26 protein-coding genes and 2 pseudogenes are annotated in these 26,804 nt (G+C 63.4%); 15 read left to right on the top strand and 13 right to left on the bottom strand.

Translation table 11 applies throughout. The features are described 5' to 3' along the window. Positions 1-79: 79 nt before the first annotated feature. Positions 80-967, bottom strand: a complete 888-nt coding sequence (locus tag JOH52_RS21885; protein WP_003530537.1) for an NAD(P)-dependent oxidoreductase — start codon at positions 965-967, stop codon at positions 80-82. Positions 968-1,147: 180 nt separating this feature from the next. Between JOH52_RS21885 and JOH52_RS35950 the strand changes: the two genes are divergently transcribed. Further along, positions 1,148-1,273, top strand: coding sequence for a hypothetical protein (locus tag JOH52_RS35950; RefSeq protein ID WP_017264137.1), 126 nt, complete (start codon positions 1,148-1,150; stop codon positions 1,271-1,273). A 190-nt stretch (positions 1,274-1,463) separates the two neighbouring features. On the opposite strand, the gene JOH52_RS21880 is transcribed toward JOH52_RS35950, so the two are convergent. Next, entirely contained in the window at positions 1,464-2,021 is a 558-nt protein-coding gene (locus tag JOH52_RS21880; protein ID WP_003530532.1) for a DNA-3-methyladenine glycosylase, read from the bottom strand. A 211-nt stretch (positions 2,022-2,232) separates the two neighbouring features. On the opposite strand from JOH52_RS21880, the gene JOH52_RS21875 reads away from it, so the two are divergent. Together JOH52_RS21875 and JOH52_RS21870 are read left to right on the top strand one after the other, a co-directional pair. Further along, positions 2,233-2,784 carry a methylated-DNA--[protein]-cysteine S-methyltransferase gene (locus JOH52_RS21875; protein WP_107010440.1) on the top strand — a complete coding sequence of 184 codons (552 nt, stop codon included), beginning with the start codon at positions 2,233-2,235 and terminating at the stop codon, positions 2,782-2,784. Between the two features lies 1 nt (position 2,785). After that, on the top strand, positions 2,786-4,051 hold the full coding sequence (locus JOH52_RS21870; protein WP_003530528.1) for an adenylate/guanylate cyclase domain-containing protein: 1,266 nt from the start codon (positions 2,786-2,788) through the stop codon (positions 4,049-4,051). Positions 4,052-4,102: 51 nt separating this feature from the next. Here JOH52_RS21870 and JOH52_RS21865 read toward each other — a convergent pair whose 3' ends face one another. The 3 genes from JOH52_RS21865 to glgA form a co-directional block, all read right to left on the bottom strand. Next, on the bottom strand, positions 4,103-4,879 hold the full coding sequence (locus JOH52_RS21865; protein ID WP_003530526.1) for an ABC transporter substrate-binding protein: 777 nt from the start codon (positions 4,877-4,879) through the stop codon (positions 4,103-4,105). Positions 4,880-5,012: 133 nt separating this feature from the next. Next, entirely contained in the window at positions 5,013-5,924 is a 912-nt protein-coding gene (locus JOH52_RS21860) for a DMT family transporter (protein WP_003530524.1), read from the bottom strand. A gap of 314 nt (positions 5,925-6,238) precedes the next feature. Next, entirely contained in the window at positions 6,239-7,699 is a 1,461-nt protein-coding gene (glgA, locus tag JOH52_RS21855; RefSeq protein ID WP_010976226.1) for a glycogen synthase GlgA, read from the bottom strand. A gap of 324 nt (positions 7,700-8,023) precedes the next feature. Here glgA and JOH52_RS21850 point away from each other — a divergent pair, with 324 nt between their 5' ends. Next, a complete protein-coding gene (locus JOH52_RS21850) occupies positions 8,024-8,485 on the top strand; it encodes a YbhB/YbcL family Raf kinase inhibitor-like protein (RefSeq protein ID WP_003530520.1) in 462 nt (153 codons plus the stop codon). 51 nt (positions 8,486-8,536) lie between these two features. Here JOH52_RS21850 and JOH52_RS21845 read toward each other — a convergent pair whose 3' ends face one another. Next, positions 8,537-10,132 (bottom strand): winged helix-turn-helix domain-containing tetratricopeptide repeat protein, encoded by a 1,596-nt coding sequence (locus JOH52_RS21845; RefSeq protein WP_041862614.1) that lies wholly within the window; start codon positions 10,130-10,132, stop codon positions 8,537-8,539. 251 nt (positions 10,133-10,383) lie between these two features. Between JOH52_RS21845 and JOH52_RS21840 the strand changes: the two genes are divergently transcribed. From JOH52_RS21840 to JOH52_RS21810, 7 genes and pseudogenes are all read left to right on the top strand, one after another. Beyond that, complete coding sequence (locus JOH52_RS21840) at positions 10,384-11,136, top strand: SDR family oxidoreductase (RefSeq protein WP_013850353.1); 753 nt, start codon at positions 10,384-10,386, stop codon at positions 11,134-11,136. A gap of 76 nt (positions 11,137-11,212) precedes the next feature. Further along, positions 11,213-11,626: a cupin domain-containing protein gene (locus tag JOH52_RS21835; RefSeq protein ID WP_003530515.1), complete on the top strand. Its 414-nt coding sequence runs from the start codon at positions 11,213-11,215 to the stop codon at positions 11,624-11,626. Positions 11,627-11,712: 86 nt separating this feature from the next. Further along, the gene (locus JOH52_RS21830) at positions 11,713-12,810 is read left to right on the top strand and encodes an HlyD family secretion protein (RefSeq protein ID WP_013850354.1); all 1,098 of its coding nucleotides are present in this window, start codon (positions 11,713-11,715) and stop codon (positions 12,808-12,810) included. Next, the gene (locus JOH52_RS21825; protein ID WP_014530149.1) at positions 12,807-14,459 is read left to right on the top strand and encodes a DHA2 family efflux MFS transporter permease subunit; all 1,653 of its coding nucleotides are present in this window, start codon (positions 12,807-12,809) and stop codon (positions 14,457-14,459) included. Before JOH52_RS21830 ends, JOH52_RS21825 begins: the two co-directional genes overlap by 4 nt. Positions 14,460-14,609: 150 nt before the next feature. Then, a complete protein-coding gene (locus JOH52_RS21820; RefSeq protein ID WP_010976219.1) occupies positions 14,610-16,304 on the top strand; it encodes a M20 family metallopeptidase in 1,695 nt (564 codons plus the stop codon). Positions 16,305-16,406: 102 nt separating this feature from the next. Beyond that, on the top strand, positions 16,407-16,892 hold the full coding sequence (locus JOH52_RS21815; protein WP_014527774.1) for a DUF2384 domain-containing protein: 486 nt from the start codon (positions 16,407-16,409) through the stop codon (positions 16,890-16,892). Continuing rightward, positions 16,889-17,394, top strand: a pseudogene (locus JOH52_RS21810) (RES family NAD+ phosphorylase). Before JOH52_RS21815 ends, JOH52_RS21810 begins: the two are co-directional and overlap by 4 nt. 80 nt (positions 17,395-17,474) lie before the next feature. On the opposite strand, the gene JOH52_RS21805 reads toward JOH52_RS21810, so the two are convergent. Then, entirely contained in the window at positions 17,475-17,684 is a 210-nt protein-coding gene (locus JOH52_RS21805) for a GMC oxidoreductase (RefSeq protein WP_017263920.1), read from the bottom strand. A 190-nt stretch (positions 17,685-17,874) separates the two neighbouring features. On the opposite strand from JOH52_RS21805, the gene JOH52_RS35210 reads away from it, so the two are divergent. The 4 genes and pseudogenes from JOH52_RS35210 to JOH52_RS35940 form a co-directional block, all read left to right on the top strand. Continuing rightward, a complete protein-coding gene (locus JOH52_RS35210; protein ID WP_307724237.1) occupies positions 17,875-18,096 on the top strand; it encodes an SDR family oxidoreductase in 222 nt (73 codons plus the stop codon). Between the two features lie 130 nt (positions 18,097-18,226). Beyond that, positions 18,227-19,033, top strand: coding sequence for a glucose 1-dehydrogenase (locus JOH52_RS21795; protein ID WP_014527775.1), 807 nt, complete (start codon positions 18,227-18,229; stop codon positions 19,031-19,033). A 187-nt stretch (positions 19,034-19,220) separates the two neighbouring features. After that, the gene (locus tag JOH52_RS35945; protein ID WP_027991440.1) at positions 19,221-19,565 is read left to right on the top strand and encodes a PepSY-associated TM helix domain-containing protein; all 345 of its coding nucleotides are present in this window, start codon (positions 19,221-19,223) and stop codon (positions 19,563-19,565) included. Between the two features lie 41 nt (positions 19,566-19,606). Beyond that, positions 19,607-19,951: pseudogene (locus tag JOH52_RS35940) on the top strand (PepSY domain-containing protein); the annotation flags it as partial. Here JOH52_RS35940 and xth read toward each other — a convergent pair. The 6 genes from xth to JOH52_RS21755 form a co-directional block, all read right to left on the bottom strand. Further along, positions 19,948-20,721, bottom strand: coding sequence for an exodeoxyribonuclease III (xth, locus tag JOH52_RS21780; protein WP_013850359.1), 774 nt, complete (start codon positions 20,719-20,721; stop codon positions 19,948-19,950). The pseudogene JOH52_RS35940 and the gene xth sit on opposite strands and share 4 nt — an antisense overlap. Before the next feature lie 7 nt (positions 20,722-20,728). Further along, complete coding sequence (locus JOH52_RS21775; protein ID WP_003526414.1) at positions 20,729-21,370, bottom strand: alpha/beta hydrolase family protein; 642 nt, start codon at positions 21,368-21,370, stop codon at positions 20,729-20,731. A gap of 1 nt (position 21,371) precedes the next feature. After that, on the bottom strand, positions 21,372-22,457 hold the full coding sequence (locus tag JOH52_RS21770; RefSeq protein WP_014527778.1) for a tetratricopeptide repeat protein: 1,086 nt from the start codon (positions 22,455-22,457) through the stop codon (positions 21,372-21,374). After that, positions 22,457-23,341 (bottom strand): non-homologous end joining protein Ku, encoded by an 885-nt coding sequence (gene ku, locus JOH52_RS21765; RefSeq protein WP_014530153.1) that lies wholly within the window; start codon positions 23,339-23,341, stop codon positions 22,457-22,459. The genes JOH52_RS21770 and ku overlap by 1 nt, the downstream gene beginning before the upstream one ends. Before the next feature lie 92 nt (positions 23,342-23,433). After that, the gene (gene ligD, locus JOH52_RS21760) at positions 23,434-25,890 is read right to left on the bottom strand and encodes a DNA ligase D (RefSeq protein ID WP_107010439.1); all 2,457 of its coding nucleotides are present in this window, start codon (positions 25,888-25,890) and stop codon (positions 23,434-23,436) included. 37 nt (positions 25,891-25,927) lie between these two features. Next, the gene (locus JOH52_RS21755; RefSeq protein ID WP_010976208.1) at positions 25,928-26,764 is read right to left on the bottom strand and encodes a bifunctional allantoicase/(S)-ureidoglycine aminohydrolase; all 837 of its coding nucleotides are present in this window, start codon (positions 26,762-26,764) and stop codon (positions 25,928-25,930) included. Between the last annotated feature and the right edge of the window lie 40 nt (positions 26,765-26,804).

Below are 26,804 nucleotides of genomic sequence, written 5' to 3'. Positions count from 1 at the left end.
GTTGCATCCCTGCAAGATTGCATTTCACCGCTGATGGAATTCTGTCAGACCGCCCGGCAAAAGGCGCTCGCCGTTGCGTTCACTCGAGACCGTTCGCCTCGGCGATGAAATCCGACAGCATAGGCACGTAATCCTCGCCGCGGCCCGCGCCGACCGCCTGTGCAAATGAGTTCCGGACGGCTGCCCCGACGGGATTGGCGACGCCGGCGGCAATGGCGTAGCCGGCAAGATAGCTCATGTCCTTGAAGCCGTTGCGGATCGCGAATTTGTGGGCATTCGGGTCGCGTTCCAAGACCCAGCGGAAGAAGGTCTGATAGAAAGGGCAATCCATCCGGCCGCCGCGAATGACGCTGTCGAAGACCTCGGGCGTCAGTCCGGCCTTGCGTCCGAGCATCAGCGCTTCGGAATAGAGCGCCGCGTAGCCCATCGATAGGAAGTTGTTGAGCAGTTTCATCGTGTGACCGGAGCCGGTCGGCCCCGTGTGGATGATCCGACCGGCGAAACATTCGAGTACCGGCCACACGCGCTGCACGTCTGACTCCGAGCCGCCGACCATGACATCGAGCGTGCCCGCGGCGGCATCGGCCGGCGTACGGCTGAGCGGCGCATCGATGAGCGTAAGGCCGCTTCCCGCGAGATCGGCTGCAAGCTTCGTCGTGACGGAGGGATCGGATGTGGAACAGTCGACGATGGTGACCGGCCTGCCCGCACTCGCGATGCCATCCGGGCCGCCGATGACCGAAAGGACTTCCGGCGAGCCGGTAACGCAGAGGACGATGACGTCGCATTGCTCCGCCATCTCACGCGGCGTCTTGGCTTCGCGTGCGCCCTCGGCCACGAGCATCTCCACCGGCGCCCGGTTGCGATGCGCCATCACCTGGAGCGGCCAACCCTTTTTCAGGATATTTGCCGCCATGCCCTGGCCCATCAATCCGAGCCCGATGAAGCCTATGTTCGATTTCGTCATCTAATTGCCTCCTCTGATGCATGTTATGGTCATTGAACGACTGGTATCCACGATCCTAGAGAATTCGAGCGGGATGCGGGCGAAAACCTGCGAGCGCTTTTTCGAGAATTCGTCTATGTCGACTGCGTCCGCTCCTATCCGGTTCGGAAGGTCTCTCGGAATGGGCCAAGGAAAATTGCGATGAGTGCAGTTATAATCGCAAGAATGGAGAAAAGCGTGGCTGGAAACCAGATTCGCCGCATGACCTGCGAAAACAACCAGGCCCATCGTGATGTCATCAACTCATCCACTTACGATCAGCTCTGATCGAAGCATCGATGCATTTGTCCTTTAATTCTACCCGATCGAAGGACAACGACATGCAGAAGATCAAAGTGCTACAGCGATATTTGCGCGTCCGATCAGACGCGCGGGGTGTAGCTTAAGGACAGAAGCGGGTCTCCGTGTCAACTTGAACGGAACCGAAGAGCGGCTTCACCCGACCGGCGAAGCTGCATCAGAACTTGCGGCTCACAAAGGATGAGCCGGCCAGCCCGAACCGCCAGGGCTGTTCTACCGCCTTGGTTATGCCGACGCGGATGCCGGCGGCGAGCGGCGGTTTCGTGGAGGGCAGGGTGAGGCGGAACGGATCCTCTCCGAGAGGCAATCCGTCCAGCTCCCGGCTGATCGCCAGCGCCTGTCCGACACGTCCCGGTCCGGAACACAATAGCCTCTCTTCACGGACGCCACGTCTCGCCCGCATCGTGTCTATGCCCCATCGCGGTTCGATCGCGCGGATCAGTACGGCGCTGCCTGGCAGGCAGACGAAATTCAGGCACCAGTGCAGGCCGTAGGAGAGATAGATGTAGGCATGCGCCGGCGGACCGAACATGGCGCGATTGCGCGCCGTGGTGCCGGCGAAACTATGCGACGCCGCGTCGTCAGGCAGGTAGGCCTCCGTCTCGACTATCGTGCCGCCGACACCGGAAACGGTGAAATCGGCGCCGATCAGATCAGCCGCCACCTGGACGGCGCTACGCGCGAAGAAATCGACATCTGAGGTCAAGCGATGCACCGGTCAGTTCGAGTTATCCGCATCCTCGCAAGAGATCCGGCGAGCGCCAAGGCATGAATGACGAAAATGAGATCGTCTTTTTTAGGTCTCCCCTAGGGAAAACGGGTTGAATTGAAGGCCCGGGCGCACGATTCTCCATGAAGGAATTCGAAGCGCTACAGCAACTCGGCGTGCCTCAGTCGGGCATGCGGTGCTGGAGGAGAGCGAACTCATGCACCATTACCATATTTTCGAAACCGCACGCGGTTTCTGCGGCATCGCCTGGAGCGATGCCGGCATCACGCGCTTCCAGCTGCCGACGCGAAGCGCCGAATCCACCGAGCGACTGCTTCTGCGGCGTTTGCCGGACGGAGCGCCGCACGAGCCGCCGCCGCGGGTTGCCGAAGCGGTCGCGGCGGTGAAGGACTATTTCGAGGGAAGGGAGACGGATTTTTCCCGCTTCGATCTCGATCTGCAGGGACAGGGCGCCTTTTTCGAGAAGATCTATCAGGCCGCGCGAAAGATCCCGTGGGGCAGCACGACGACCTACGGCGCCCTTGCGAAGGAGCTCGGCGCAGGCCCGGAGGCGGCCCGGGATGTCGGCCAAGCGATGGCGAAGAATCCCGTGGCACTGATCATCCCGTGCCATCGGGTTCTCGCAGCCGGCGGCAAGATCGGCGGTTTCTCGGCGCCGGGCGGTTCTTCCACGAAGCTCGGAATGCTCGAAATGGAAGGCGTCAAGGTCGCTCCGCCGGAGCCCGCGCAGCAATCCCTGGGGTTTTGAAATGGCCACCACGAATCCGAGCGAGGCGAACGTCGCAGTTCAGTCTCCGACACAGCCACAGCCGCCTTTGCCCGGCGAAAGCGAGGGGACATGGCCGGCGCGGCGGCGCCGGATCATCGACTGGCTCGTCATCGAGACGCGCGGCGAACGCTTTATCGACAACATCTTCGTGGAGATGTGCGACAAGCTGGTGGAGGCCGGCGTGCCCGTCGCCCGCGCCACCCTGCATTTCAGAATTCACCACCCGCAGTGGATCGGTGCACGGATTCTATGGCGAAAGGGTCTGGCGGAGGCGGAGCTTGATACCTATGCCTACGGCGTCGAGGACACCACGCAATATCTGAGCAGCCCCTTGCGCGATTTCAACGAGGGGGCGGAGGAAGTGCGCAGACGCCTTGACGACCCGACATCGGCGGGTCCGGATTACCCGCTCTATGATGAACTGCGCGCGGAGGGACTGACCGAGTACATCATCTGGCCCCTGCTCCATACGCTCGGCAAGCGGCACGCGGTCACCTTTGCGAGCGACAGGCCGGGCGGATTCAGCTCCGATGATCTCGCCTTCCTGAAGGATATTCTGCCGGCCCTGGCGCTTGTCAGTGAAATCCGGCTGAAGAACCGCTTCGCCCGCACGCTTCTCGAGACCTATGTCGGGCCGCATGCGAGCGAGCAGATCCTGGCCGGAGCGACCACACGCGGCAGCGGCGTGACGGTAGGCGCGGCGATCCTCATCTGCGATCTGCGCGACTTCACGAAGCTGTCCGACCTATGGCCCAGGGACGACGTCATCGAACTCCTCAACGGCTATTTCGACGCCATGTCGGAACCGATCGAGCGGCACGGCGGGGAGATCCTGAAATTCATGGGCGACGGGCTGCTGGCGATCTTTCCGCTCAGCAATCCCTGTGCCTGCAGTCAGCTTCTCGGAGCCATCGGCGAGGCGCAGGCCGCTCTTGCCGTTCTCAATGAGGAGAACCTGCGCAAGGGCCACGATCCGCTCGGCTACGGCATCGGCGTCCATGTCGGCGATGTGATGTATGGCAATATCGGTTCGCGCCGGCGTCTGGACTTCACGGTGATCGGACCGGCGGTCAACATCGCCTCGCGTCTCGAAACCCTTACGAAGGAGCTGAAGCGTCCGGTTCTGCTCTCAAGAGCCTTCGTCGAAAAGGCAGGCTGTGCAGGGCAGATGGAAAATCTGGGTTCCTATGCCTTGCGGGGGCTTGATGAGCCGGTCGACGTCTTTGCCTTCTCGGGAAAAAAATAGATTTTGCCTCTCATCCGGCCTGCCGGCAGGCCGGATGAGAGGCATGCGCCGTCACTTCATCGTATAGACGTCAATGGTGAAATACTTGTCGTTGATCTTCTTGTAGGTCCCGTCGGCGCGGATCTCATCAAGCGCCTTGTTCAGCTTCTCGCGCATTTCGTTGTCCTCCTGCCGGACAGCAATACCGACGCCGTCGCCGACGAATTTTTTGTCGGTGATCGGCTCGCCGACGAGCTCGCAGCAACCCTTGCCGTCGTCATTCTTGGTGACCCAATCGAGCAGCGGCAGCATGTCGCCGACCTGCAGGTCGAGCCTACCGTTGACCATGTCGAGATTGGCTTCGTCCTGGGTGGGATAGAGCTTGATCTCGGCATCCGGGTAGACGGCGGCGATATAGTCGGCCTGGGTCGTGCCGGATTGGGCGCCGATCACCTTGCCCTGGAGCGCCTCGTTGCTGAAGGCGCTGATGCCGGCACCCTTCGGTGCCGCATGCGTCATCGCGGCCAGGTAATAGGGATTGGTGAAAGCCACCTGCTTCTTGCGCTCCTCGGTAATGAACATCGAGGCGATAATCATGTCGTACTTCTTGGCAAGCAGGCCCGGAATGATGCCGTCCCAATCCTGGGCGACGACTTCGCACTCGACCTTCATGCGCTCGCAGAGCGCGAGACCGATTTCCACGTCGAAACCGCCGATCTTGCCGCTGGAATCGACGAAGTTGAAGGGCGGATAGGCACCCTCGGTTCCGATCTTCAGCTTCTCCGCAGCAACGGCGGAAGAAGACAGTGCAGTGCCGGCGAGTGCCAGCGCCAGAATGAGCTTTCGCATGTTCTTTCCCCTCGGTTGCGCCTTTGTTCGGCGCTTCCAGGGAACTGTAGGGGCAGACGTTACATAAGCGAAATCGATAGGCGCGATAATCGATATTCTTAGCGTTGATGAAGTGTGGAAGTCGTGCCCGGGATTAGCCCTTTAGCCGCCCCTGCCTTTTCAGTTGCTGTTCGCGGAAGAAGATGAAGAGACCGGAGGCGACGATGAGGGCGGCGCCGATCACCATCGACAGCCGCGGCGTATCGCCGAAGATCAGCCAACCGAAGAAGATTGCCCAGAAGAGTAGCGTATATTGCAACGGGGCGACCGTCGCGGCATCGGCGAGCTTCAGCGCCCGGTTGACGAGGACATGGGCGATCATTGCTACGGCGCCGAGCAGGCAGATGAGCGCCGTGTCGAGTGGTTTGAGGGGTGTCCAGTCGAAGGGTGCCCAGACGAGGCCGGCGACCGCGGCGCCGACAATCTGCCAGAAGGCGAGCGTCGTATCCGGAGTGCCGCGCAGCGAACGCCCGGAAATCATCATGAAGGCGAAGGTCATGCTGCCGAGAATCGAGATGACGGCCGGCAGCGTGAAGGCCTGTGACGACGGCTCGAGCGCGACGACGACGCCGACGAAGCCGATGCCGATCGCCGTCCAGCGCCGCCAGCCGACAGGTTCCTTCAGCACCAGCGGCGAAACGGCCGCGACATAGATCGGCGCCGCCAGCCAATAGGTCATGACGTCAGCCAGCGGCAGGTAGACGACGGCGAAATAGAACGCGACCACCTCGGCGGTCGAGGCGACGACGCGGGCAAGCTGAAGGCCGGGCCGCTCGAGAGTGAAGAGTTTTTTCGGGCCGCTTACCCACAGGAAGGGCGCGAGCAGAAGGGCAGCGGCGATGCTGCGGATAAGCACCACCTGGCCGACCGAGTAGGTGGCGACGAGCCACTTCCCCATGACGTCGTTCACCGAGAACATCAACATGCCGAGGAGCATAACGACCACGCCGGCGCGGGCGGCGCCGTTTTCACGGGAAAGGTTGCCGGGGACGCTGTCGACGGCCATGGATGCGAATTCCTTCAGAGCGGGTCCGCGGTCCCGCGGAACGTTTCCGGTCGCGAGGCACGGATTTCAGAGAATCCGGCGCGGCAACCTGCGCAGCCATTCGCATATTCGGGCGGCGCAATCCATGCCGCACTGCTTATCAATTCATCACCTTTGCGAATGATAGCAATTTGCGAAATTGCGGAATTCCGGGAAAGGCGAGGGACGGCGCCGGCGCATGCTGGAGCATTTCCGCTTTCCCCTGAATGCCCAGCCCTTTTGCTTCCGAAATTCCGGACGGAAAACCGCTGCGCACTTTTCCTGGAGTTTCCAGGTCAAGCGCTGCCGACCAGGCGCATGTCGGGATTGAGGAGTTCGCTGTAAAGGTCCGCATAGCGGGCCGCACTGCGATGCCACGAGCAGTCGGTTTTCATGCCCTGGCGGCGAAGTCCCTCCCAGACGCGTCGCAGCCGGTAGAGCCGGAAGGTGCGGCGTAGTGCATGGCGTAGTCCGTCCTCGTCGATGGGCGCAAACTGTATGCCCGTCGCGACATGGGCATGGAGCGCGGCATCGTTGGCATCGATGATGGTCTCCGACAGGCCGCCCGTGCGGGCGACGACCGGTACGCAGCCGTAGCGCAGCGCGTAAAGCTGCGTGAGGCCGCAGGGCTCGAACCGGGACGGAACGAGCATTGCATCCGCGCCGGCATGAATCCTGTGGGCGAGGTGCTCGTCATAACCGATGCTTACACTGATGTTTTGCGGGAACCGTCGCATGAGATCCATGAATGCGGCTTCCAGCTTCTCCTCGCCTTGCCCATGGATGATCAGGGTGCCGCCATTCTTGACAATCTCGCCGGCGGTCGCAGCGAGAAGGTCCATGCCCTTCTGCCATGTCAGCCGGTTGACGCTGGCGAAGATCGGTCCGCAGGTGTCCGGCAGGCCGAAATGCCGGAGCAGCACCTGCCGGTTGGGCAGGCGGCGCAGCGGCACGCGCGCCGAATAGTGATGCTCGATGCAGGGATCTGAGGATGGATCCCATACTTCCAGGTCTATGCCGTTGACGATGCCCACGACATCCGCATGCCGTTCGTTCATCACGCCTTCCAGCCCCATGCCGAAGGCCGGGGACATGATTTCCCGCGCATAGGTGGGGCTGACGACCGTGATCGCATCGGCTGCCTGCAGGCCGCCCTTGAGGAACCCGATATCGCCGTAATATTCGACGCCGTCGATCGAATATGCTTCCGCCGGGAGGCCGAGCTCGGGGAAGTAGTGGGCCGGGAATTGCCCCTGGAACGCAAGGTTGTGCACGGTTAGGACGCGAGGAATGGTGTCGTCGCCGGCGTACTTCAGATAGAGGAGGCTCATCGCCGCGTGCCAGTCATGTGCGTGAATGATGTGCGGCCGCCAGTTGGGAACGAGCCCGCGCGCGATTTGCGATGCGACCAGCGAGAAGGCGGCGAAGCGTTTCCAGTTGTCCGCATAATCCCGGCCATGCCTGTCTACGTAGAGGGCCCCTTGCCTGTCATAGAAGGCCGGCGCATCGAGCACGAAGAGATCCAGCCCGTGAGCCCGCGCCGCGATGAGAGTGGCGCGTTCGCCGAACAGGCTTTCAAACTCGGCGACCGGGGTCGCGTCGCTGAGCGCGCGCATGACGCCGGGGTAACCCGGAACGAAGCTGCGCGTGTGGATGCCGTGGGCCCTGAGTGCCTTGGGGAGCGATCCCGCTACATCTGCCAGGCCCCCGGTCTTGACGAGCGGAAAAATTTCGGCCGTGACAGACAGTATCTGCATCGTTCATGTTCCGGGAAACGTCTTGAATGCGACCGGCCCACTCGCCGCCGATGTGCCCTCCATCAACACAATCATGAGCAACAAAGTTCCCGCCATCCGATGATATTTTATCTGCCTATCGCGCGCTGTTCGTGCGGCTGGGATTCGCGGCGCCTGCCGCCTTCGGGAACACAAGTCGCGGCTCTTGGTTCTCCTATTCGCGCGAGGACGCGCCGATGGGGCAATGCCCCCGCGCTCTCGCTTTCGTAGCAGCCGCGCCTGTGCGTCCCGTGGGACATGCAAAGATCGCTGCGGCATTTGCTCGTACATGGAAGGAGGCAACTGATGACCTTCAGTCTGATCAGTCCCGTATTCGCCGATGGCCAGCCGATACCGCAGAAATATACCCGCTTCGGCGAGAACCTGTTCCCGCCGCTGAAATGGACGGGGACGCCCGAGGCAACGCAGAGCTTCGCGTTGATCGTCGAGGATCCCGATGCGGTGAGCGGTTTGTTCCGCCACTGCTCGATCATCAACATTCCCGGCAGCTGGACCGAGCTTCCGCAAGCGGTCGATACCGGACCCGAACGTGGGATCAAGTTCATCAGAAACGATTTCGGAAACGCCCGTTACGACGGGCCGCAGCCGCCTTCCGGAACAGGCGTGCACCGTTACCGGTTCAGGCTTGCCGCCCTCGACGCGGCCAATCTTTCGATCCCCGACGACGTGGGCGCGGCAGAAGCCTGGGAGAGGGCCTGCAAGCATCTCATCGGCGAGGCGGAGATCGTCGGCACATACGAAGGGTAGATGTAAGCATTTCCAGAAACGGTGTGTCTAGCGGCTTTCCCCCGCATCCGATCACTCGGGCAATCCGGCCAGCCGCAGTCCGTCCGCAAATCGGGCGAGGTCTTCCGGGCGATGAATCGGCAGCCAGTCCCGAAGGGTGGACACGCGCAATGACGGGTCGAGCGCCCGCAGGCGCTGCATCGTCTTTCGCGCTTCCTCCGTCCGCCCGGCAAGCGCGTGGCTCGCCGCCACCAGGGCGACCGCGACGAGCAGGCTGGGCAGGTTTCCCAGCGCCTTTTCCGCCCAGACCAGGGCGGAGTCGAAGCGACCGGCGAAGAAATGCGCGAGTGCCGTTCCGGCCTGCATCCGGAACATTTCCTGGTCCAGGGGGCTCAGACGTGCGGCATGCTCGATATGCTCGATCGCACTCTCCGGTTCACCGCGGAAAACGCGCAGGAAGCCGCCGAGGAACCAGGCGGGGGCGAAGTTGGGGTTGAGCAGCCGTGCCCGGTCGATGAGCGCAATGCCGCCGTCCAGGTCGCCGACGAGATGTCCGAGCGCGTGACCGCTTCTTGTCAGCGCTACCGCATCGTCCCGGCCAAGTTCCACTGCCCGCCGCGCCAGGCGCGCGCCCTCGGCTATCTCCTCGGCCCGATCGACCATCCAGCCATTCAACTTGCGCCAGAAGTAACACCAGGCGGCCCCGGCATAGGCAGACGCAAATTCCTGATCGAGCTCGATCGCCCGATAGAACAAGGGCAGTGCCGCCTCGATTGCTTCATGGGTTCCGCTGTGCAGTTTTGCCATTCCACGCAGATAATAGTCGTGGGCGTCGAGGCTTTCCGTCGGCTTGCGCTTGGCGCGCTCCATTTCCGCCCGCTCGACCTGAGGTGCGATAGCGCCGACGACGCTTTCCGCCATCCGGTCCTGCAGCTCGAAAATGTCGTCCAGGGTGCCCTCGAAGCGCTCCGCCCAGAGATGCGTCCCCGTCGTCGCGTCGATGAGCTGCCCGGTTATGCGCACCCTGTTTCCGGATTTGCGCACGCTGCCTTCCAGCACATAGCGCACGCCAAGCTCCCTACCGACGTCCTTCACCTCCACCGCCCGGCCTTTATACCTAAAACTCGAATTGCGGGCGATGACGAACAGCCAGCGGATGCGCGAGAGGGCCGTGATGATGTCCTCCACGATGCCGTCTGCGAAATATTCCTGCTCCGGATCACCGCTGAGATTCTGAAAAGGCAGGACGGTGATGGAGGGTTTGTCCGGAAGGACGAGCGCGGAGGCTGTTTCTCCCGATCCGCCGGAGGCCGTTAACGCGGCGCCTGGCCCGACGGGCTGTCGGACTTCTCCGATCCCGCCGATCCTGATGTCGCCGACGAAGCGGAAGCCCTTGCGGGCGACCGTCCGGATCAGGCGCTGCTCCCCGCCGGTGTCGCCGATGGCTTTGCGAACCGCATTGATGTGGCTGGTGATCGTCGATTCCGAGACGATGCGGCCGCCCCACACCGCCTGGAGCAACTCGTCCTTGCTGACGACACGGTCGCGGGTGCCGACCAGATGCAGCAGGAGGTCGAAGACCTGCGGTCCGACGGACACGACCTGTCCGCGCCGGGTGAGTTCCCGGCGCTCCTGGTCGAGCACGTAGTCTCCAAACATGAATCGCACTTCGGCATCCCCTGGCCGGCCGCGCTCGCTATCCGGGCAACTGGCGAATAATATCTGATAGCACGGCATCGCGTAACTGGCTGCACCGCCGGCAGCAAGGCATGCCGGTCGAACAACCGCTCCTTTGGACGGAATTCCAAGCTTCCTTGAAGGGCAATTCAAGCCCGCCACAGGGACTTCCCTGACGCGCGCAGGCACTCTCCGTTCAGACCGACGGCAATGGTTGCAGTCGAGAGAAGCGGAGACAAGCGATGAAGATCGTCGTTATCGGAGGCACCGGCCTCATCGGATCGAAACTTGTGCAGAACCTTCGCGAGCGCGGCCACGATGTGCTCGCAGCCGCCCCCAATACGGGCGTGAACACCATCACCCGCGAGGGCCTCGCGGGGGCGCTGGACGGCGCGGATGTCGTCGTCGACGTGGCGAACGCGCCGGTGTGGGAGGACAAGGCCGTTCTCGATTTCTTCGAGACGTCGGGCCGCAACCTGCTGGCTGCTGAAGCTGCCGCCGGCGTCCGCCACCACGTGGCCCTGTCGATCGTCGGCAGCGAACGTCTTCCCGGCAACGGGTATTTCCGTGCGAAGGTCGCGCAGGAAAACCTCATCAAGGCATCCGGCATTCCCTACACCATCCTGCGTGCCACGCAATTCTTCGAGTTCGTCGGCGGCATTGCCCAGGCGGCGGCCGTCGGCGACGAGATCCGCCTGTCGCCGGCGCTGATCCAGCCGATCGCCTCCGACGACGTGGCGGCGGCGCTCGCCGAGGTCGCGGTCGCACCGCCGGTCAACGGCACGCTCGAGGTCGCCGGTCCCGAGGCGATACCGCTCGATGAACTGGTCAGGCGCTTCCTGCGGTCGACTGAGGACCCGCGCAAGGTCCTGCCCGATGTCCACGCGCGCTACTTCGGCGCCGTGCTTGACGATCAATCGCTGACCCCCGGCAAGAACCCGCGCCTCGGCGCGATCCGCTTCGAGGACTGGCTCGGCCGGCAAGCCGCGGGCTGAGGCTCCCGCGAACAATCGAAAAGGCGACCCGGCACCGGGCCGCGCCACACCAAAGCACTCTCAAAGGAGAACTGAAATGTTCACGCGATTCCTCTCGGCCGTTGCTCTTGCAGCACTCTCGTTCACTGCAGCCTCGGCCGGCGACCGGCCTGCCGGCAAGGTGACCGTCGTATTCGACCACGCCCTTCCGAACGTGCCCGGCAAAAGCATGAGGGGCGTCCTTGTCGAATACGGACCCGGCGGCGGTTCGCCCGCCCACACGCATCCGAAGTCTGCCTTCATTTATGCGACGGTGCTCGAAGGCGCGATCCGCAGCAGCGTCAACGGCTCCCCGGAAAAGGTCTATCAGGTCGGCGAAAACTTCTACGAAGATCCAGGCTCGCAACATGAAGTAAGTGCGAACGCCAGCGACACGGAACCTGCACGGCTGCTGGCGGTGTTCGTTCTGGACACTGACGAAACGGAACTGACCACGCCGGTCGGGGAGTGACGGCTAGACGCTCATCAGCGCGGCAGCCCTGGCGCAGATCCCTGCGGCAGGGCTGCGGCAATCGACGCCCAACAGGAATTGAGAAGATGGAATCGCTGGAGGAGAAGGTCGCCATCATCACCGGCGCAAGGTCCGGGAACGGTGTCGCCGTGGCGCGACCCAACAGGAAAAAGATGATCGGCCTGGCGCTGTGCCTGGGGGCGGTCGTCGTCGTCGTTGCCGGGTGGACCTGGGCCCGCGAGAGCGGAGCGGCGTCGACCGACAACGCCTATGTCCGCGGGGATGTTACCTCGCTTGCCCCAAAGGTCGCAGGCTACGTCACGGCTATCGAAGTCGAGGACAACCAAGCGGTACGGGCGGGCGACGTGCTCTTCCGGATCGACGATCGGGACTACCGCGCAAAGCTTGCGCAAGCGGTGGCCAATGTCGAAGCGGCAGAGGCACGGCTGACCAACGTCGATGCGGAGATGGCGCTTCAGCATGCCCTGATCCGCCAGGCCGAAGCGCAGCGACGTTCGGTCGTGGCCGAGTTGAACCTGGCGGCCAAGGCCTCTGACCGCCGCCGCGAGCTTATCCGCAGCAACACGATCAGCCAGGCCCATGTCGACGAAAGCGACGCGGCGAAATCGAGGGCCGAGGCGAACGTGTTGGCGGCTTCCGCAACGGTGGAGGCGCAGCAGCAGCGCATCGCCGTGCTTGCCGCGCAGCGCGAAGCCGCCGTCGCTGCGGTGGCACAGGCGGAGGCCGCGCGCGACCTCGCCGGGATTGATCTGGAGAGCACCGTGGTGCGCGCCCCCGTCGGCGGCGTCATCGGCAACCGGCAGGTGCGCGTCGGCCGGCTCGTTGCGCCGGGCGCTTCCCTGCTCGATATCGTTCCGCTCGACAATGTATGGATCGTCGCGAATTTCAAGGAAACCCAGCTCGAACATATCCGGCCCGGTCAGCGCGCCAGCATCACCATCGATGGTTACCCGAGGGGAGCGCTTGAAGGCGTGGTGGACAGTTTTTCACCCGGCAGCGGCTCTGCCTTCAGCCTGCTGCCCGCAGACAACGCCACGGGCAACTTCGTCCGCGTCGTCCAGCGCGTTCCGGTGAAGATCCGGTTCGCCGGCAATCCGCTGTCGGGCCGCCTCCTGCCGGGCCTGTCAGCGCGTGTCGAGATCGATCTGGAGAGCGGTTCATGACCATCCCCACCGTCACGCCGGGCCGCGACATATCCATGGCAGGGGGCCTTCTCGTCGCCGGCATAGTGCTTGCGACGCTGACCGAGGCGATCGCCAGCACCGTGCTCTCGCTCGGGCGCGGCGATATCATCGGCGACACATATGCGACGCCCGACGAGTTCGCCTGGTTGGATGTCGGCTACACCGCTTTCAAGCTTATCGGGTTCATGGCCGCCTCCTGGCTGATGAGCCGCTTCGATCCGCGCAGCCTGATCGTCGGCTCGACCCTGACCATGGGCATGGCATGCGGCATTGCCGCCATAACGGCCCGGCTGGACCTCCTCGTCGCTCTTCGAATGATTCAGGGCTTTTGCGGCGGCACCCTGCTCGTCGGCGGCCAGGCGATCATCTTTCTCGCCTTTCCGCGGTCCCGTCAGCCGATCCTCCAGGCCCTGTTCGCGATGGGGTCCGTCGTCGCTCCCGCGACGATTGCCCCGGCGCTTCAGGGCTGGTTGCTCGATAGCCAGTCCTGGACATGGATCTTCTTCAGCATCGTTCCGCTGGCGCTGGTGGCTGCCGGGCTTCTGCTGATCGCGGATGCCCCGATGCCCGCACGAGCCGCGCGGCGGCCGTTTGACTGGATCGGCTTCTCCCTGATTTCCATTGCGCTTTTCTGCTTCACCTACGTCTTCAGCCAGGGCAGCCGGTGGGACTGGTTCGAGGAGCCGCGAATCCTGTGGCTGGCAGTGATCGGTACAGCCACGCTTCTGGCCTTTCTCGGTCAGCAGGTGCTCGCCAAAGGACAGGGCCTGTTCGACTTCACCCTGTTCGAAACGGAGGATTTCTGCTTCGCCTTCATCGTCAGTTTCGTCGCCGGCGCCGCATTGTTCGGGAGCGCGTTCCTGATCCCGTCCTTTGCCGTGTCCGTCCTTGCCTTCACGCCGACAGACGCCGGGCAGCTCCTGCTGCCGAGCGGGGCACTTTTCATCGGCGCGCTCCTCATCGCCGCCTTTCTCATGCAGCTCCGCCGTGTTCCTCCGGTCGCCACCGTGCCCTTCGGCATCCTGATGATCATGGCGGCGATGTGGATGCTGTCCGGGTCGACCAGCGAAAGCGGTGCGGGCGACATGATGGCAGCGATCCTTTTGCGCGGCGCCGGCCTTGGCTTCCTGTTCCTGTCGATCACCCTGATCGCCTTCAGCAATCTCAACAGCCGAAATCTCGCCTCCGGTATCGGTCTCTTCAATACGGGCCGCCAGCTCGGCGGTCTCATAGGGGTCAGCGCACTCCAGACCCTGATCGAGCACAACGTCTCCGACAATCTCGCGGTCCTCGGCGCCAACGTCACCGCAGGAGCTCCCGCCGTCGCCGATCGGCTGACGACCACCGCTGCCCTGCTAACGGCAAAAGGGATGGACGCGGCTGCCGCGAGCCGCGGGGCGGCCAGTCTTCTCGGCCGGGCCGTGGCAGGTCAGTCCACCGTGATCGCCTTCGACACCGCATTCAACGCGATCGGCCTCCTCTTCGTCATCGCCGCCCCCGTGCTGGTCGGCATCAAGATCGGCCTCTCGCGATATGCAAAAGCGCGTGCTGAAAAAGGCCGCGCCGGCGTGGCGGCCAAGCCGTCGGGTGACCACACCCTTCCGATCAAGCGCGTCCCCGCATCATAAACGTCTCGCTTTTCGAGACACCGTCAGTTACCCGTATCGTCGAGATCAGCTCGTTCAGTTCCGACGCAATCATGGCCCACACACCGTTGGTGAAGACGAACGCGTGGGTTCCTTCGAAAGCACCTGTCGAACTGAAGACGGAGAATTGCGATGACGAATGCACAAGAAGAGACTGTCTCTCGCGCTGGAAGCCGGATCGACAGCGAGCGCGTCCGGCAATTCGCTCTGCGCATGACGTCCTGGCCCAGTGAAACCGGCACGCCGGGCGAAGCATCCTTCGCGGATCGCCTCCATGGGCTTCTCGGCGAACTCCCCTATTTTCGGGAGCATCCGCAGGACCTGGGCCTCCTTGCAAGTCACGGCGAACCGCTGACCCGCAATGTCGTTGCGCTCGTTCGCGGCACGGGCAAGCGAACACTGGTCATGGCCGGCCACTTCGACACCGTGTCGACCGACAACTATCACGAGCTCAAGGCGCTGGCATGCGACAGCCTGGCGCTCAAGGATGCACTCATCGAAAGCCTGTCGGCGCGAACCGGCCGATCCGAACAGGAAGAGCGGGCCCTGCAGGACCTGGCGAGTGGCGACTTCCTCCCCGGCCGCGGCCTGCTCGACATGAAGAGCGGACTCGCCGTGGCCATAGCCTGTCTCGAACAATTCGCGGCCGACACGGACCGACAGGGCAATCTCATGCTGGTCGCCACCCCCGACGAGGAACGGGAAAGCCGGGGAATGCGATCGCTCCGGGACGCGTTGCCCGGCTTGGTCAGGGATTTCGACATCGAAATAGCCGGGGGCATCAACCTCGACGTGACCTCGGATCAGGGCGACGGCAGCGAAGGGCGGGCCGTTTACGCCGGCACGATCGGCAAGCTCCTACCCTTTGCCCTGGTGATCGGCTGCAGCTCTCATGCGAGCTACCCCTTCGAAGGGGTGAGCGCACAGGCCATGGCGGCCGGGATCCTGGCACGCCTGGAAGGGAATGCTTCCCTGGCGGATCGCGACGACAACGACATCTCGCCGCCGCCGATCTGCCTCGAGGCGAAGGATCTGCGCGACGGTTACGAAGTGACGACGCCGGAGCGCTTCTGGATAGCTTTCAACTGGCTCTACCATTCGATGACGGCGGACGCACTCTTTGAGCGCTTCCGAGAGGAGGTGCTGACCGGCGCGAACGAGGCCATCGAGACGTTTGCGGCACAGTCGGCGGAATACGGCAAGCTCGTCGGCAGAAGTGCGGGCGGCCTACCAGCCAAGCCGCGCCTTCTGTCGTTCCAGGAATTGCGGGCGGCGGCTGCACGCGTTTTCGGGCACGGCTTCGACGCATTCTATGCCGAGAAGGAAAGGGAATTCGCCCAGAGCGACAACCCGCTCGTCGCTACGCGGCAACTTACTGAGTGGCTCGTCGGTATCGCGCGCCTTTCCGGCCCCGCCATCGTCATCGGCTTCTCGGGATTGCATTATCCGCCCAGCCATCTGCGCCTGGCGGAAGGAAACGACCGCTCCCTTCATCAGGCGATCGAGAAGGCGCGTGCCGGTCTTGGCAACGATCCCGCGCGAAGCCTCATCTGGAAGCCGCATTTTTACGGAATCTCCGACATGAGTTTCCTCGGGCTTGCCGCCAGCGGCAGCCAGGTCGTTTCGGACAACACCCCGATCTCACGTCTGGTCGATCGGCCATCCGAAAACGCGCTGCGTTTTCCGACCGTCAATCTCGGACCTTGGGGACGGGAGTTCCACCAGAAGTTCGAGCGCGTCCATGAACCCTACGCGTTCAGGGTCCTCCCGGAGCTCGTTTCCGAAATCGCCAGGACCTTCCTCGGCGACGACAGACACAGGGACTGAGGCTCGCAGATAGGCAAAAAAGCCGCCTGTCCTCCGAAACCCTTGAAACCGGTCGCGACAGGTGTGCATATTTTGAGCGACAGATGACGTAGGAGAAAAATTATGGCTCTCGCGGCAAAAGCACCGACACCAGCGGCAGGCGGTGGTGAGCTGCAAAAAATCGAGACCTTACTCGGCGGTTCGCGTGTTCTGGCGCATCACCTGACCAATGCGCTCGACGCGCACGAGCTTCTCTTGCGTGGTCTGCCGGCATCGGCACTGGATCACCTTGTCGGGAATCTCGTCTTCATCGGCAAGACCGAGTCGCTCGAAAAGGCAGTAGGTATGAGTTTGCGCACGTGGCAGCGGCGCAAGGAGACACCCAACAAGCCGCTTAGCCAGGAGCAGAGTGGTCGCGCGTGGAAGTTTGCGGAAATACTCGCAAAGGCGACGGATATTTTTGGATCGCAGGCGGAAGCCGAACAATGGCTGGAGCGTCCGGCGGTCGGACTAGACCAACGCCGCCCGATTGATCTTCTCGGGACGCCGCCCGGCGTCGAGCTGGTCGAGGATCATCTCGACCGCCTCGAATACGGCATCTATGCATGACCCTTCTGCCGGTTGCGCTCGGCGGGACCGAGTTGGTGGCTTGGCGGCTCGACCAAGCCGTCCACGCACCGACATGGGATAGCGGAGAAGGCGCCTACCGAGTGGGCGGCCGCTGGAACAGTAAGGGGGTCGTGCGGTCTACTGCTCACTCGACCCTGCGACGGCGATCCTTGAGGTCGCGGTTCATAAGGGTTTTCGGGCGCTGGACATGGTGGCGCATACAATGACGGCCGCAGCCATCGCGGACGCCGGCGATGTCTATGTCGTCGATCCGAAAAGCGTGCCTAATCCCAACTGGGCACGGCCGGGCATTCCCGGCGCGGGACAGCAAGCCTATGGGGATGATCTGCTTCGACGCCATCGGTTCGTCGCAATCCCGAGCGCGGTCTCGCCGCATAGCTGGAACCTGGTCTTTCTCGGGGGCGCCGCGCCGGCCGCCTATGCCCTCAAATTCCAAGAGTCATTTGCGCTGGACACGCGATTGCATCCACCGGGAACATGAACGCCCTCATTGGCCGACCCTGTCGTAATGCTCGAGACGCTCCTGAAAACGGCTCAGAGGCGTGACGAGGCGCTGCGTTCTTACGCCGTTCCCAGAATGAAACCGGCGCAGCGGTTGCCCAGCATCGTGGCGGGAGCATTGGTGTTGCCGGCATTGATGTCGGGGACGGCCGACATGTCGGCCACGCGCAAGCCCTCTATCACCCGCACGCGCATGCGCGCATCGAGCGCCGCCATCGGGTCGCCGTCGGCACCCATGCGGGCCTGGTGGGACGAGGTGATCGAAACCAATCTTACGGCGCAGTTCTGCTGACCCAGGCAGTGGGCCGCGGCATGATCGCCCGCGGGAAGGGCGGGAAGGTGATCTTCACCGCCTCGCTCCTGACCTTCCAGGGAACATCACCGTGCCGGACTACGCGGCCTCGAAGGGCGGGGTCGGCCAGCTCGCCAAGGCTTTCGCCACGAATGGGCAGCCCGGAACATTCAGATCAATGCCATTGCCCCCGGGCTACATCGCCACCGACAATACCGAGGCCTTGCGCAACGATCCGAGCCGCGCCGAATCCATTCTCGCGCGCATCCCGCGGGCCGCTGGGGCCGGCCCGAGGACTTTGCCGGCCCGGCGGTCTTTCTGGCCTCGGCGGCATCCGATTACGTCTCGGGCACGATCCTCACCGTGGACGGCGGCTGGATGGGACGCTGATCCCACCTCGACCGCCGGTCAGGAACTGTACCACAGCCCTGTTTTCTCTTATGTTCCGGGTGGGTGGCGAAGCCAAAGCTCCGCCATGCCCGCCGTGCCGAGTGGCACGCCGGTCCAAGGAGCCCGAGACATGATGGATGGCGCCTCAAACCCCGCGCCGCGGACAAGCGGTCTTCCCGCGCTTTTCGATCTGAGCGGCCGGGTCGCCCTGATTACCGGATCGAGCGGCGGGCTCGGCCTCACCATGGCGCACGCTCTTTGCGAGGCGGGGGCGTCAGTTATCCTCAACGGTCGCGACGAGGCGCGCCTTGCCGGTGCGCGTGCGGAACTCGAAGAGCACGGCTTCACCGTGGGAACCTCGGCCTTCGACGTCACCAAGTCGGCCGAGATCGGCCGAGCGGTGGCCGATATTCTCACCGAGCGAGGCCGTATCGACATTCTGGTCAACAATGCGGGAATACAGCACCGCACGCCGCTTCACGAATTCCCGGAAGACGCCTTCAGGCGCGTCATCGAAACCAATTTGACGAGTGCTTTCCTTGTCGGCCAGGCGGTCGTTCAGGGGATGATCGAACGCCGCGAGGGGACGATAATCAATATCTGTTCGGTCCAGAGCGAACTCGCACGTCCGTCGATTGCGCCCTACGCCGCGTCTAAAGGCGGGCTCAAAATGCTGACCAAAGGCATGGCGCTCGACTGGGGCCGATACGGCATCCGCGTCAACGGGCTTGCGCCAGGCTACTTCAAGACGGAACTGAACAGTGCGCTGGTTTCGGACGAGAAGTTCTCGACATGGCTCGAGCAGAGAACGCCGCTTGGCCGCTGGGGCGATACCGGCGAGCTGGCAGGGGCCGCCGTGTTCCTGGCATCGGCCGCATCGAGCTTCGTCACCGGTCACATACTCTATGTCGACGGTGGCATCACCAGCTGCCTTTGAGGCGAACATTTCCTGCAGCTGAATCCAGCGAAGGCTGTTGCGGCGAGAGCTTCCGCTAGTGGTTGATCGCCTGGTTTGTGGTAAAATAGCAACGTCTTGCCAAGAAAGTGCGAATGCAGATTTGGGGAGTCCCGCACGCCTTGACTAGTCGTTCGGACGCTAAGGCGAGCAATTTCAGTCACTAAACATGACACCGCGGGCCAAGAACTTCCGGCGGCAATGGGGCAAGGCGTGGCGGCTGCGGATTTATGGCGGGCCGCACAAGTCCAGCTTCGATCTCCACCGCGCAGGCGGGCTTTGGGTTTGGGCTATGCTGTTCGTGCTGGCCTGGTCTTCGGTCTCTCTCAATCTGAAAGAAGTCTATAATCCGGTGACGAAGGCGCCCCTGCCGACGCAGGCGGCCACTCGCTTCCGGGAACATGTTCCCAGGCTCGCCGAGCCGCGCTACGAGCCGCTGATCGATCGCAAGGAGGCGCTCGCCGTGGCGCGGCGACTTGTCGCCGAGCACGCAAGGCACGCGGATCTGCCGTAGAAAGGGAAGACTGGGCGGGGTACGACCCTCGGCGCGGTTTACACCTACATCGTGACATCGTGACATCGAGTTGTGACGCGGGTGAGTTCCGTGAAGGCGGGAATACGCGTCTCGCTTTCCATGGCGACAGCGGCGCATTTCTCGGAATCTACCTGCCCACCGGGCAAGCGGCCGGCGATACCGTCACGACTTGGCTGACTGCCCTGCACATGGCAGCCGTGTGGGGTCTTCCGTTCAAGGTCTCCATGACCTTGATGGGCGCGCTGGTCGCCATGCTATCCGCCACCGGCGTCATCATCTGGTGGAAGAAACGCAAGGCACGCCGGTGGAGGAAGCTGGCCGTCCGGTCGCCTGCCAGCGAAAGCTGCAAAACGTGCAGGAACTAATCCCGCATCGACACCCATACCGGCGCATGGTCGCTCGACCCTTCAAGCGCACGGATCTCCCGGTCGATGCCGGCGCCGGTCAGGCGGCGCCGGAGCTTGCGGCTCAGGAGAATGTGGTCGAGGCGAAGGCCGGCGTCGCGCTGCCAGCGGTTGCGGCGGTAGTCCCAGAAAGTGAAGAGCTGCTCTTTCGGGTGGATCTTGCGCAGTGCGTCGAGCCAGCCCTGATCGACAAGGCTCCGGAAGGCTGCGCGGCTTTCCGGCTGGACGAGGGCGTTGTCGTCGTAGGAGCGGGTCGGATAGATGTCGCGCGGTTCCGGAACGACGTTGTAGTCGCCGGCGAGCACCACCGGCACACCCGTCTCGAGCAGCGCGGCGGCATGCTGGTTGAAGCGCAGGTGCCAGGCGAGCTTGTAGTCGAATTTCGGCCCGGGCTGCGGATTGCCGTTGGGCGCATAGAGCGACGCAATCAGGATGCCGTTCACCGCAGCTTCGATGTAGCGGCTCTGCGTATCCGAGGAATCGCCGGGCAACCCGGTTCGCGTGAGCACCGGCTCACGATCGCGGGCGAGAATGGCAACGCCGTTCCAGGCGGCCTGGCCCCGCCAGACGGCACCGTAACCCGCCGCCTCGATCGCGGCTCTCGGAAACTGTCCGTCAGTCGCCTTGAGCTCCTGCAGGCAGACCACGTCCGGCTCGGCCGTACCGAGCCAGGTCAAGAGGATGTCGAGCCGCTTGTTCACGCCGTTGATGTTGAAGGTCGCGATCTTCATGAGGAGCTCAAGGCGCGAGGCGATCCGCCCATCGCGCAACCGCCTCGGCCAGCGTCTTCAGGTGATCTGCGGTCGAGAAGCCCGAGACTGTCTTGCGCGGCTTGAGGTCGTGGTCGCCGTCCTCCAGCCAGAGAAGTTCGATCCTGTCGGACAAGGCGTATCGCGAAACCTCGTCGCGGGTGCCGAATTCGTCGCGGGTCCCCTGACAGATCAGTGCAGGCGTCTTGAGATCGGTAAGATGTCGGGTGCGCAACTGGTCCGGTTTTCCGGGGGGATGGAAGGGATAGCCGAGGCAAAGGAGCCCGGCGATCTTGCCCTCGGCATGAAGGTCGTCGGCGACCATGCTGGCGACGCGACCGCCCATGGACTTGCCGCCGATCACGAGGGTGCCTTGGGCGCCGAGCTCGGCAATGGCCGCCCGATACTCCGGATTGAGCGTTTCCGCGCGGGGCGGGGGCTTGCGCCCGTCGGCAGTGCGCCGGGCTGCCATATAGCCGAACTCGAAGCGGGCGACGCGAAAACCCACCCCTGCAAGCGCCATGGCGGCCGCCGTCATCGAAGTCGAATCCATCGGCGCGCCGGCTCCATGCGCGAGGAGAATGGTGACGGGCGCATCGCCCGGCCCGTCGAACAGGAATTTTCCGCTCATGTCAGCCAGCCGTTCTGGAGAGGAGATGAAGGTTCACGAACTGCACGCCGCGCTCGGCGGCGCGTGCCCATTCGGAATGCTGATCGAGCGCGAGGTAACGCATCCACCAGCGGCGGGCTTCGGCGAGATTGCCGGCATCGAACTCCAGCTTCGCCAGGTTGAAGATGGCATCGGCGTAATCGCCATCGATTTCGATCGCTCTCCTCAGATGCCGCCTGGCCGTGTCCGTGCGCCCACGTTCGCCCATCAGCCCGGCAAGATTGAACCAGGCTTCGACGAAGCAAGGATCGAGCTTTATGGCGCGGGCATAGTCATGCGCCGCTTCGGCCTCCCGCCCGGCGGCTCTGAGGCAGTTGGCCCGGTTGAACGCTGCAACCTCGTCGGTGCGGTCGATGGCGAGATAGCGCTGGTAGAACGCGGCCGCCTGGTCGTATTCCCCCGCCTCTTCGGCCGCTTCGGCCTGAGCGAAGAGATCTTCGAGCGCCTCCTCGTCGGGAGAGCCGACGTCGAGCAGCAATTGACCGTCGAGCTCGCTCAAGCCCTCGGCGCGTCGCGCATAGATCGTATCCTTGCCTTCGTGGTGCAGCGAGAGCGCGGTGAGGGAGGCGACGTTTCCGGAGCGGTGGACCGAGCGCGCGATCGCGCCCCAGCCGGCGCCGCTGGCCATCAGTCCCGCATATTTTCTGGCGAGGATCAGATCGCGGAAAGAATAGGGCTCGCCGTCATGCTCGAAAGCGTCGAACAACGACAGAAGATCGAGGTGGCGAGGGGAGAGCCCGGACTGGTCGACGAGCGATTGCCGCGTAAGCGCCGATGTTTCCGGGGCGCTCGCCAGTCCGAGCAGGCGGAGGAAGCCGTTTTCGCTGAGCACGCGCCGACGCTGCCCGCTTTCGCTGTCGAAGCGAGCCTCGATCTCTGCTTCGGACGCCTTTGCGAGCAGCCCGCGCCCGAAGACCACGAACTTCGTCTGCCTGTTGACACCGCGCCTGAGGTGCCCGCCCTGGCGCTCGACCTCGCGAGCCGCCAGCCGCCGCGGAAAGGCGGCGAGCGCGCCCACGATACCGAATGTCCGACCGGCAAGCGCCATCAGGCTTTCTTCTTGGCCGCGGGTTTAGCAGTTACGCGTTTCGCCGCCGCGGCTTTGGCAGCGGGCTCCTTTGCTGCGGGCTCCGCCTTGGGCTTGCTCCGAGCGGGCGGCTTGGCCTGGGAAAGGCTCGCCTTCAGGGCATCCATGAGATTGACGACGTTGCCGCGTTCGGGCGCCTGCGCAATGATCGGCTTGTGACCCTTGAGCTTCTCGCGGATCATCTGCATCAGCGCGACCTCGTAGCGGTCCTCGTACTGCTTCGGATCGAAGGTGGTCGTCTTCTGCTCGATGAGCGCTTCGGCAAGCTGCAGCATCTCGGGATCCGGTTTGCCGACCGGAATGTTGCCGAAATAATCCGCCGCGAAGCGCACCTCGTTGGGATTGCGCAAGGTGCAGACGAACATTCCGGTCTCGCGCGGACCGATGGTCACCACCCGTTCGCGGCTGGACAGCACGAGACGGGCGATCGCGAGTTTCCCGCTTCGGCGCAGAGCTTCACGCAGGACGACGAAGGTTTCCTCGGCCATGGCCCCGTCGGGCGCCAGGTAATAAGGGGCGTCCTGATAGATGACGTCAACGGAACCGGCGTCGACGAAAGCCTCGATGTTCATCGTGTGATTGGATTCGATCCGGACGCTTTCCAGATCCGAATCCTCGATGATGATGTATTTCTTGTCTTCGTATTCGTAGCCCTTCACGAGGTCCGAACGCTCGACGAGGCCGAGCTCCGGATCGACGGGCTTCATGTTGATCCGGTTATGGGTGTCCTTGTGAAGCTGATTGAAGGAAATGCGCTCGCTTGCGCTGGTGGCGGGGTAAAGCCTCACCGGACAGCTCACGAGACTCAGTCTGATATAGCCCTTCCAACTTGCCCTGGGTGCCATGGTTTTCTCCCTACGCGGCACTACGATCACATCTGCCAGAGCGGGATGAGGAAAGTGCATGCGGTTTCCGCCTGCATCCCGCGCCTCAACGACTACAGTATAGGCAGATCCCTCGCGGAGTCGTCGATATCGGCCCAGGGATCGCCGGACGTGGCCAGAAGGCCCGGCAGCGAAGAATAGTTCAAATCCGCCGGAGCGTCGATAGTCTCCAGATCCGCCCAGCTGAGCGGGGTGGAGGCTGGCAGATTGGTGCGGGCGCGCAGCGAATAGGGGGCCGCCCAGGTATGGCTGCGGGCGTTGCGATGGAAGTCGATGAAAATGCGCCTTATGCGGTTGTCCTTGCCCATGGTGGTGGTGAAGGTGGCGGGAGCGGTGGCCGCGAGACGGGTCGCGAGCGCGCTCGTCGCCTGATGGAATTTCTTCCAGTCGAGCTTCGGCACGACCGGTACGACGACGTGCACTCCCCTGCCGCCAGATGTCTTTACGAAGGGTACCAGCGCGAGCGCCTCGAGTTCGGCCTTGATGTGGATCGCGGCCTCGACCACCTCGCGCCAGGCGATGCCCTCGCCGGGATCGAGATCGAAGACGACGCGATCCGGCTTGCCGAGCAGCTTGCGCGTCGTCCCCCAATTGTGGAATTCGACGACGCCGAACTGCGCCAGCGCCAGGTATCCTCTCGCGTCCTCGACCGACAGGTAGGTTTTCGCCTCGCCCTCCGAGTTGGTTGCCTGGAACGTCGCGACCGAAGGCGGCATGCCGGTAAAAGGGTGGCGCTGGAAGAAGCAATCCTGCGTCCGGCCGGTCGGGCAGCGTACCAGCGAAACGGGACGGCCGAGAATATGCGGCAGCATGAAGTCGCCGATCATCGCGTAATAGACGGCAAGGTCGAGCTTGGTCGGGCCGGATTTGCCGAAGAGCCGCCGGGTCGGGTTGGTAATCGATATGCCGGCGAGGTCCGCGTCCGAGATCAGGCGCTTTCTCGACATGGAAACCGGCGTCGACAGCTCGACGTCGCGGAGCCCCTTGAAGACGGCGTGACGCAGGACGTTATCGGTCGTCCGGTTGCCGTAGTGGATATGCGCCCGGAGCAAGGGCCGCACCCAGATGATCTCCCTCGGCGCTCCCTCGAGCTTTGCGGCGCCGGCGCGCAAGGGTTCGAGCCTTGCGAGCAACTCCTTGAGCATCTGCGCGTCGAAGCCGGTTCCAACCTTGCCGCGATATTCCAGCTCGCCGTCGGCCCACTCTCCGAGTGCAAGCGACGCAATGCCCTCGGCCGCCTCCGAAACGGTGTAGCCGACGATCACGAAATCCTCCGCCTTCAAAGCCTTCGTCTTGGTCCAGGTCTTCGACCGGCCGCTTCGGTAGGGTGCCGAGATGCGTTTGGAGACGATCCCTTCCAGGCCCATCTCGGAGGCCCGGTCGTAAAGCGCGCGCCCTTCACCCAGCACATGATCGCTGAACTGGATCGCCGAGCGGCTTGAGACCTGCCCTGCAAGCAATTGCTTCAACAGTGCCTTGCGCTTTTCGAGCGGGACGTCGAAAAGGTTCCAGCCGTTGAGATGCAGGAGGTCGAAGGCGTAGAAGACGAGGCTGTTGCCGGCGCCGGTGGAAAGCGCATCCTGCAGCAGCGCGAAGCGGCTGACCCCCGTCTCGTCCAGCACGACGATCTCGCCGTCGATGATCACATCGCGGCACGGCAGCCGCCGGAAAGCCTCCGGCAGGTCTCCGTAGCGCTTCGTCCAGTCGAGCCCGCCGCGGGTGACGAGGCGCACCTTTCCGTCCGCCACGTGGGCCATGGTGCGATAGCCGTCGAACTTGATCTCGTGCAGCCAGCGCTCGGGCTTTTTCGAGTCCTTTTCGGCTTCCGGGGGGAGAATCGTCTGTGTTGCGAGTTGAGGTTCGATGCGTTCGGGTTGTGCGGCCTTGACCGCACCGGCAAGCGCGCCGGGATTGAGCTTGACCGGCTTTGGCGGGGCCATCGGCTTCTCCACCAGTTCCTCGATCCGCCGGCCGGATTTGACGCTTTCCGGCCGGGCGGCAAGGATATCGATCGATGTGTCGGCGGCCGGATCGCGCTCCTTGAAAAGGAGCCAGTTGCGCTGGTCCTCCTCTCCCGGGCGACGCTTCAGACGGGCCAGCATCCATCCGCCGTTGAGTTTCTCCCCTGCCAGGCGGAACTTGAAGGCGCCCTTGCGCAGGTCGTCGTCGACATCGCCCATCGGCGCCCAGACGCCCTTGTCCCAGACGATCATCGGACCGCCGCCATATTCGCCTTCGGGGATCACGCCCTCGAAGTCGATATAGTCGAGGGGATGGTCCTCCGTCTCCACCGCCAGCCGCTTGTCGGCCGGATTGAGCGACGGACCTTTCGGCACCGCCCAGCTTTTCAGCACGCCGTCGACCTCAAGCCGCAAATCGTAGTGGTCGGCGGTCGCATGGTGTTTGTGCACGACGAAGCGGTTGCCGCCGGCGGTCAGATTTCCGACCGGCTCCGGCGTCTTCGAAAAATCCCGCTTCTTGCGGTAGGCCTCCAGCTTAGGCGTCGCCATGCGCCCAAGCTATGGCGGATCACGGCAGGCTGCAATATCAGGCGAGTCTGCCCGGATTGCCGAGCGTCATATGGCGGTTCACGTCCTTGTAGAGCAGGTAGCGGAATTTGCCCGGTCCGCCGGCATAGCAGGCCTGCGGGCAGAAGGCCCTGAGCCACATATAGTCTCCGGCTTCCACCTCCACCCAGTCGTTGTTGAGTCGGTAAACGGCCTTGCCTTCGAGCACATAGAGTCCGTGTTCCATCACATGGGTTTCCATGAACGGGATGACGCCGCCGGGCTCGAAGGTCACGATCGTGACATGCATGTCGTGGCGCATGTCGGAAGGATCGACGAAGCGGGTGGTGGCCCAGCGCCCATCCGTTTCCGGCATGGGCGAGGGGGGGATGTCGCGTTCGTTGGTAACGATCGGTTCGGGAAGGGGAACCCCGTCGACCTTCTCATAAGCCTTGCGGATCCAGTGGAATCGCGTCGGCGCACCGGATTCGTTTCTGAGGCTCCATTCGGTGCCGGGCGGGATGAAGGCATAGCCGCCGGACTGCATCAGATGCGTCTCATCGCCGAGCGTCAGATGGAACTCGCCGTCCACCACGAACAGCACGGCTTCGGCGCGGGGATCCGTCTCCGGCCGGTTGCTGCCGCCGGAAGGGCCGACCTCCATGATATATTGCGAGAAGGTCTCGGCGAAGCCGGAAAGCGGGCGCGACAGTACCCAGAGCCGTGTATTCGTCCAGAAGGGCAGGTAGCTCGTCACGATGTCGCGCATGACGCCCTTTGGAATGATCGCATAGGCCTCGGTGAAGATGGCGCGGTCGGAAAGCAGGTTGGTCTGAGGAGGATGGCCGCCTACCGGAAAATAGTAGTTCTTCTGCATGTGTGTCCCATCGAGATGCGTGGCGGAGACGGTGCCTCCG

The organism is Sinorhizobium meliloti (assembly GCF_017876815.1).
In the GTDB taxonomy this organism is placed as follows: domain Bacteria; phylum Pseudomonadota; class Alphaproteobacteria; order Rhizobiales; family Rhizobiaceae; genus Sinorhizobium; species Sinorhizobium meliloti.
This window is presented reverse-complemented; position numbering and strand designations above follow the sequence as displayed.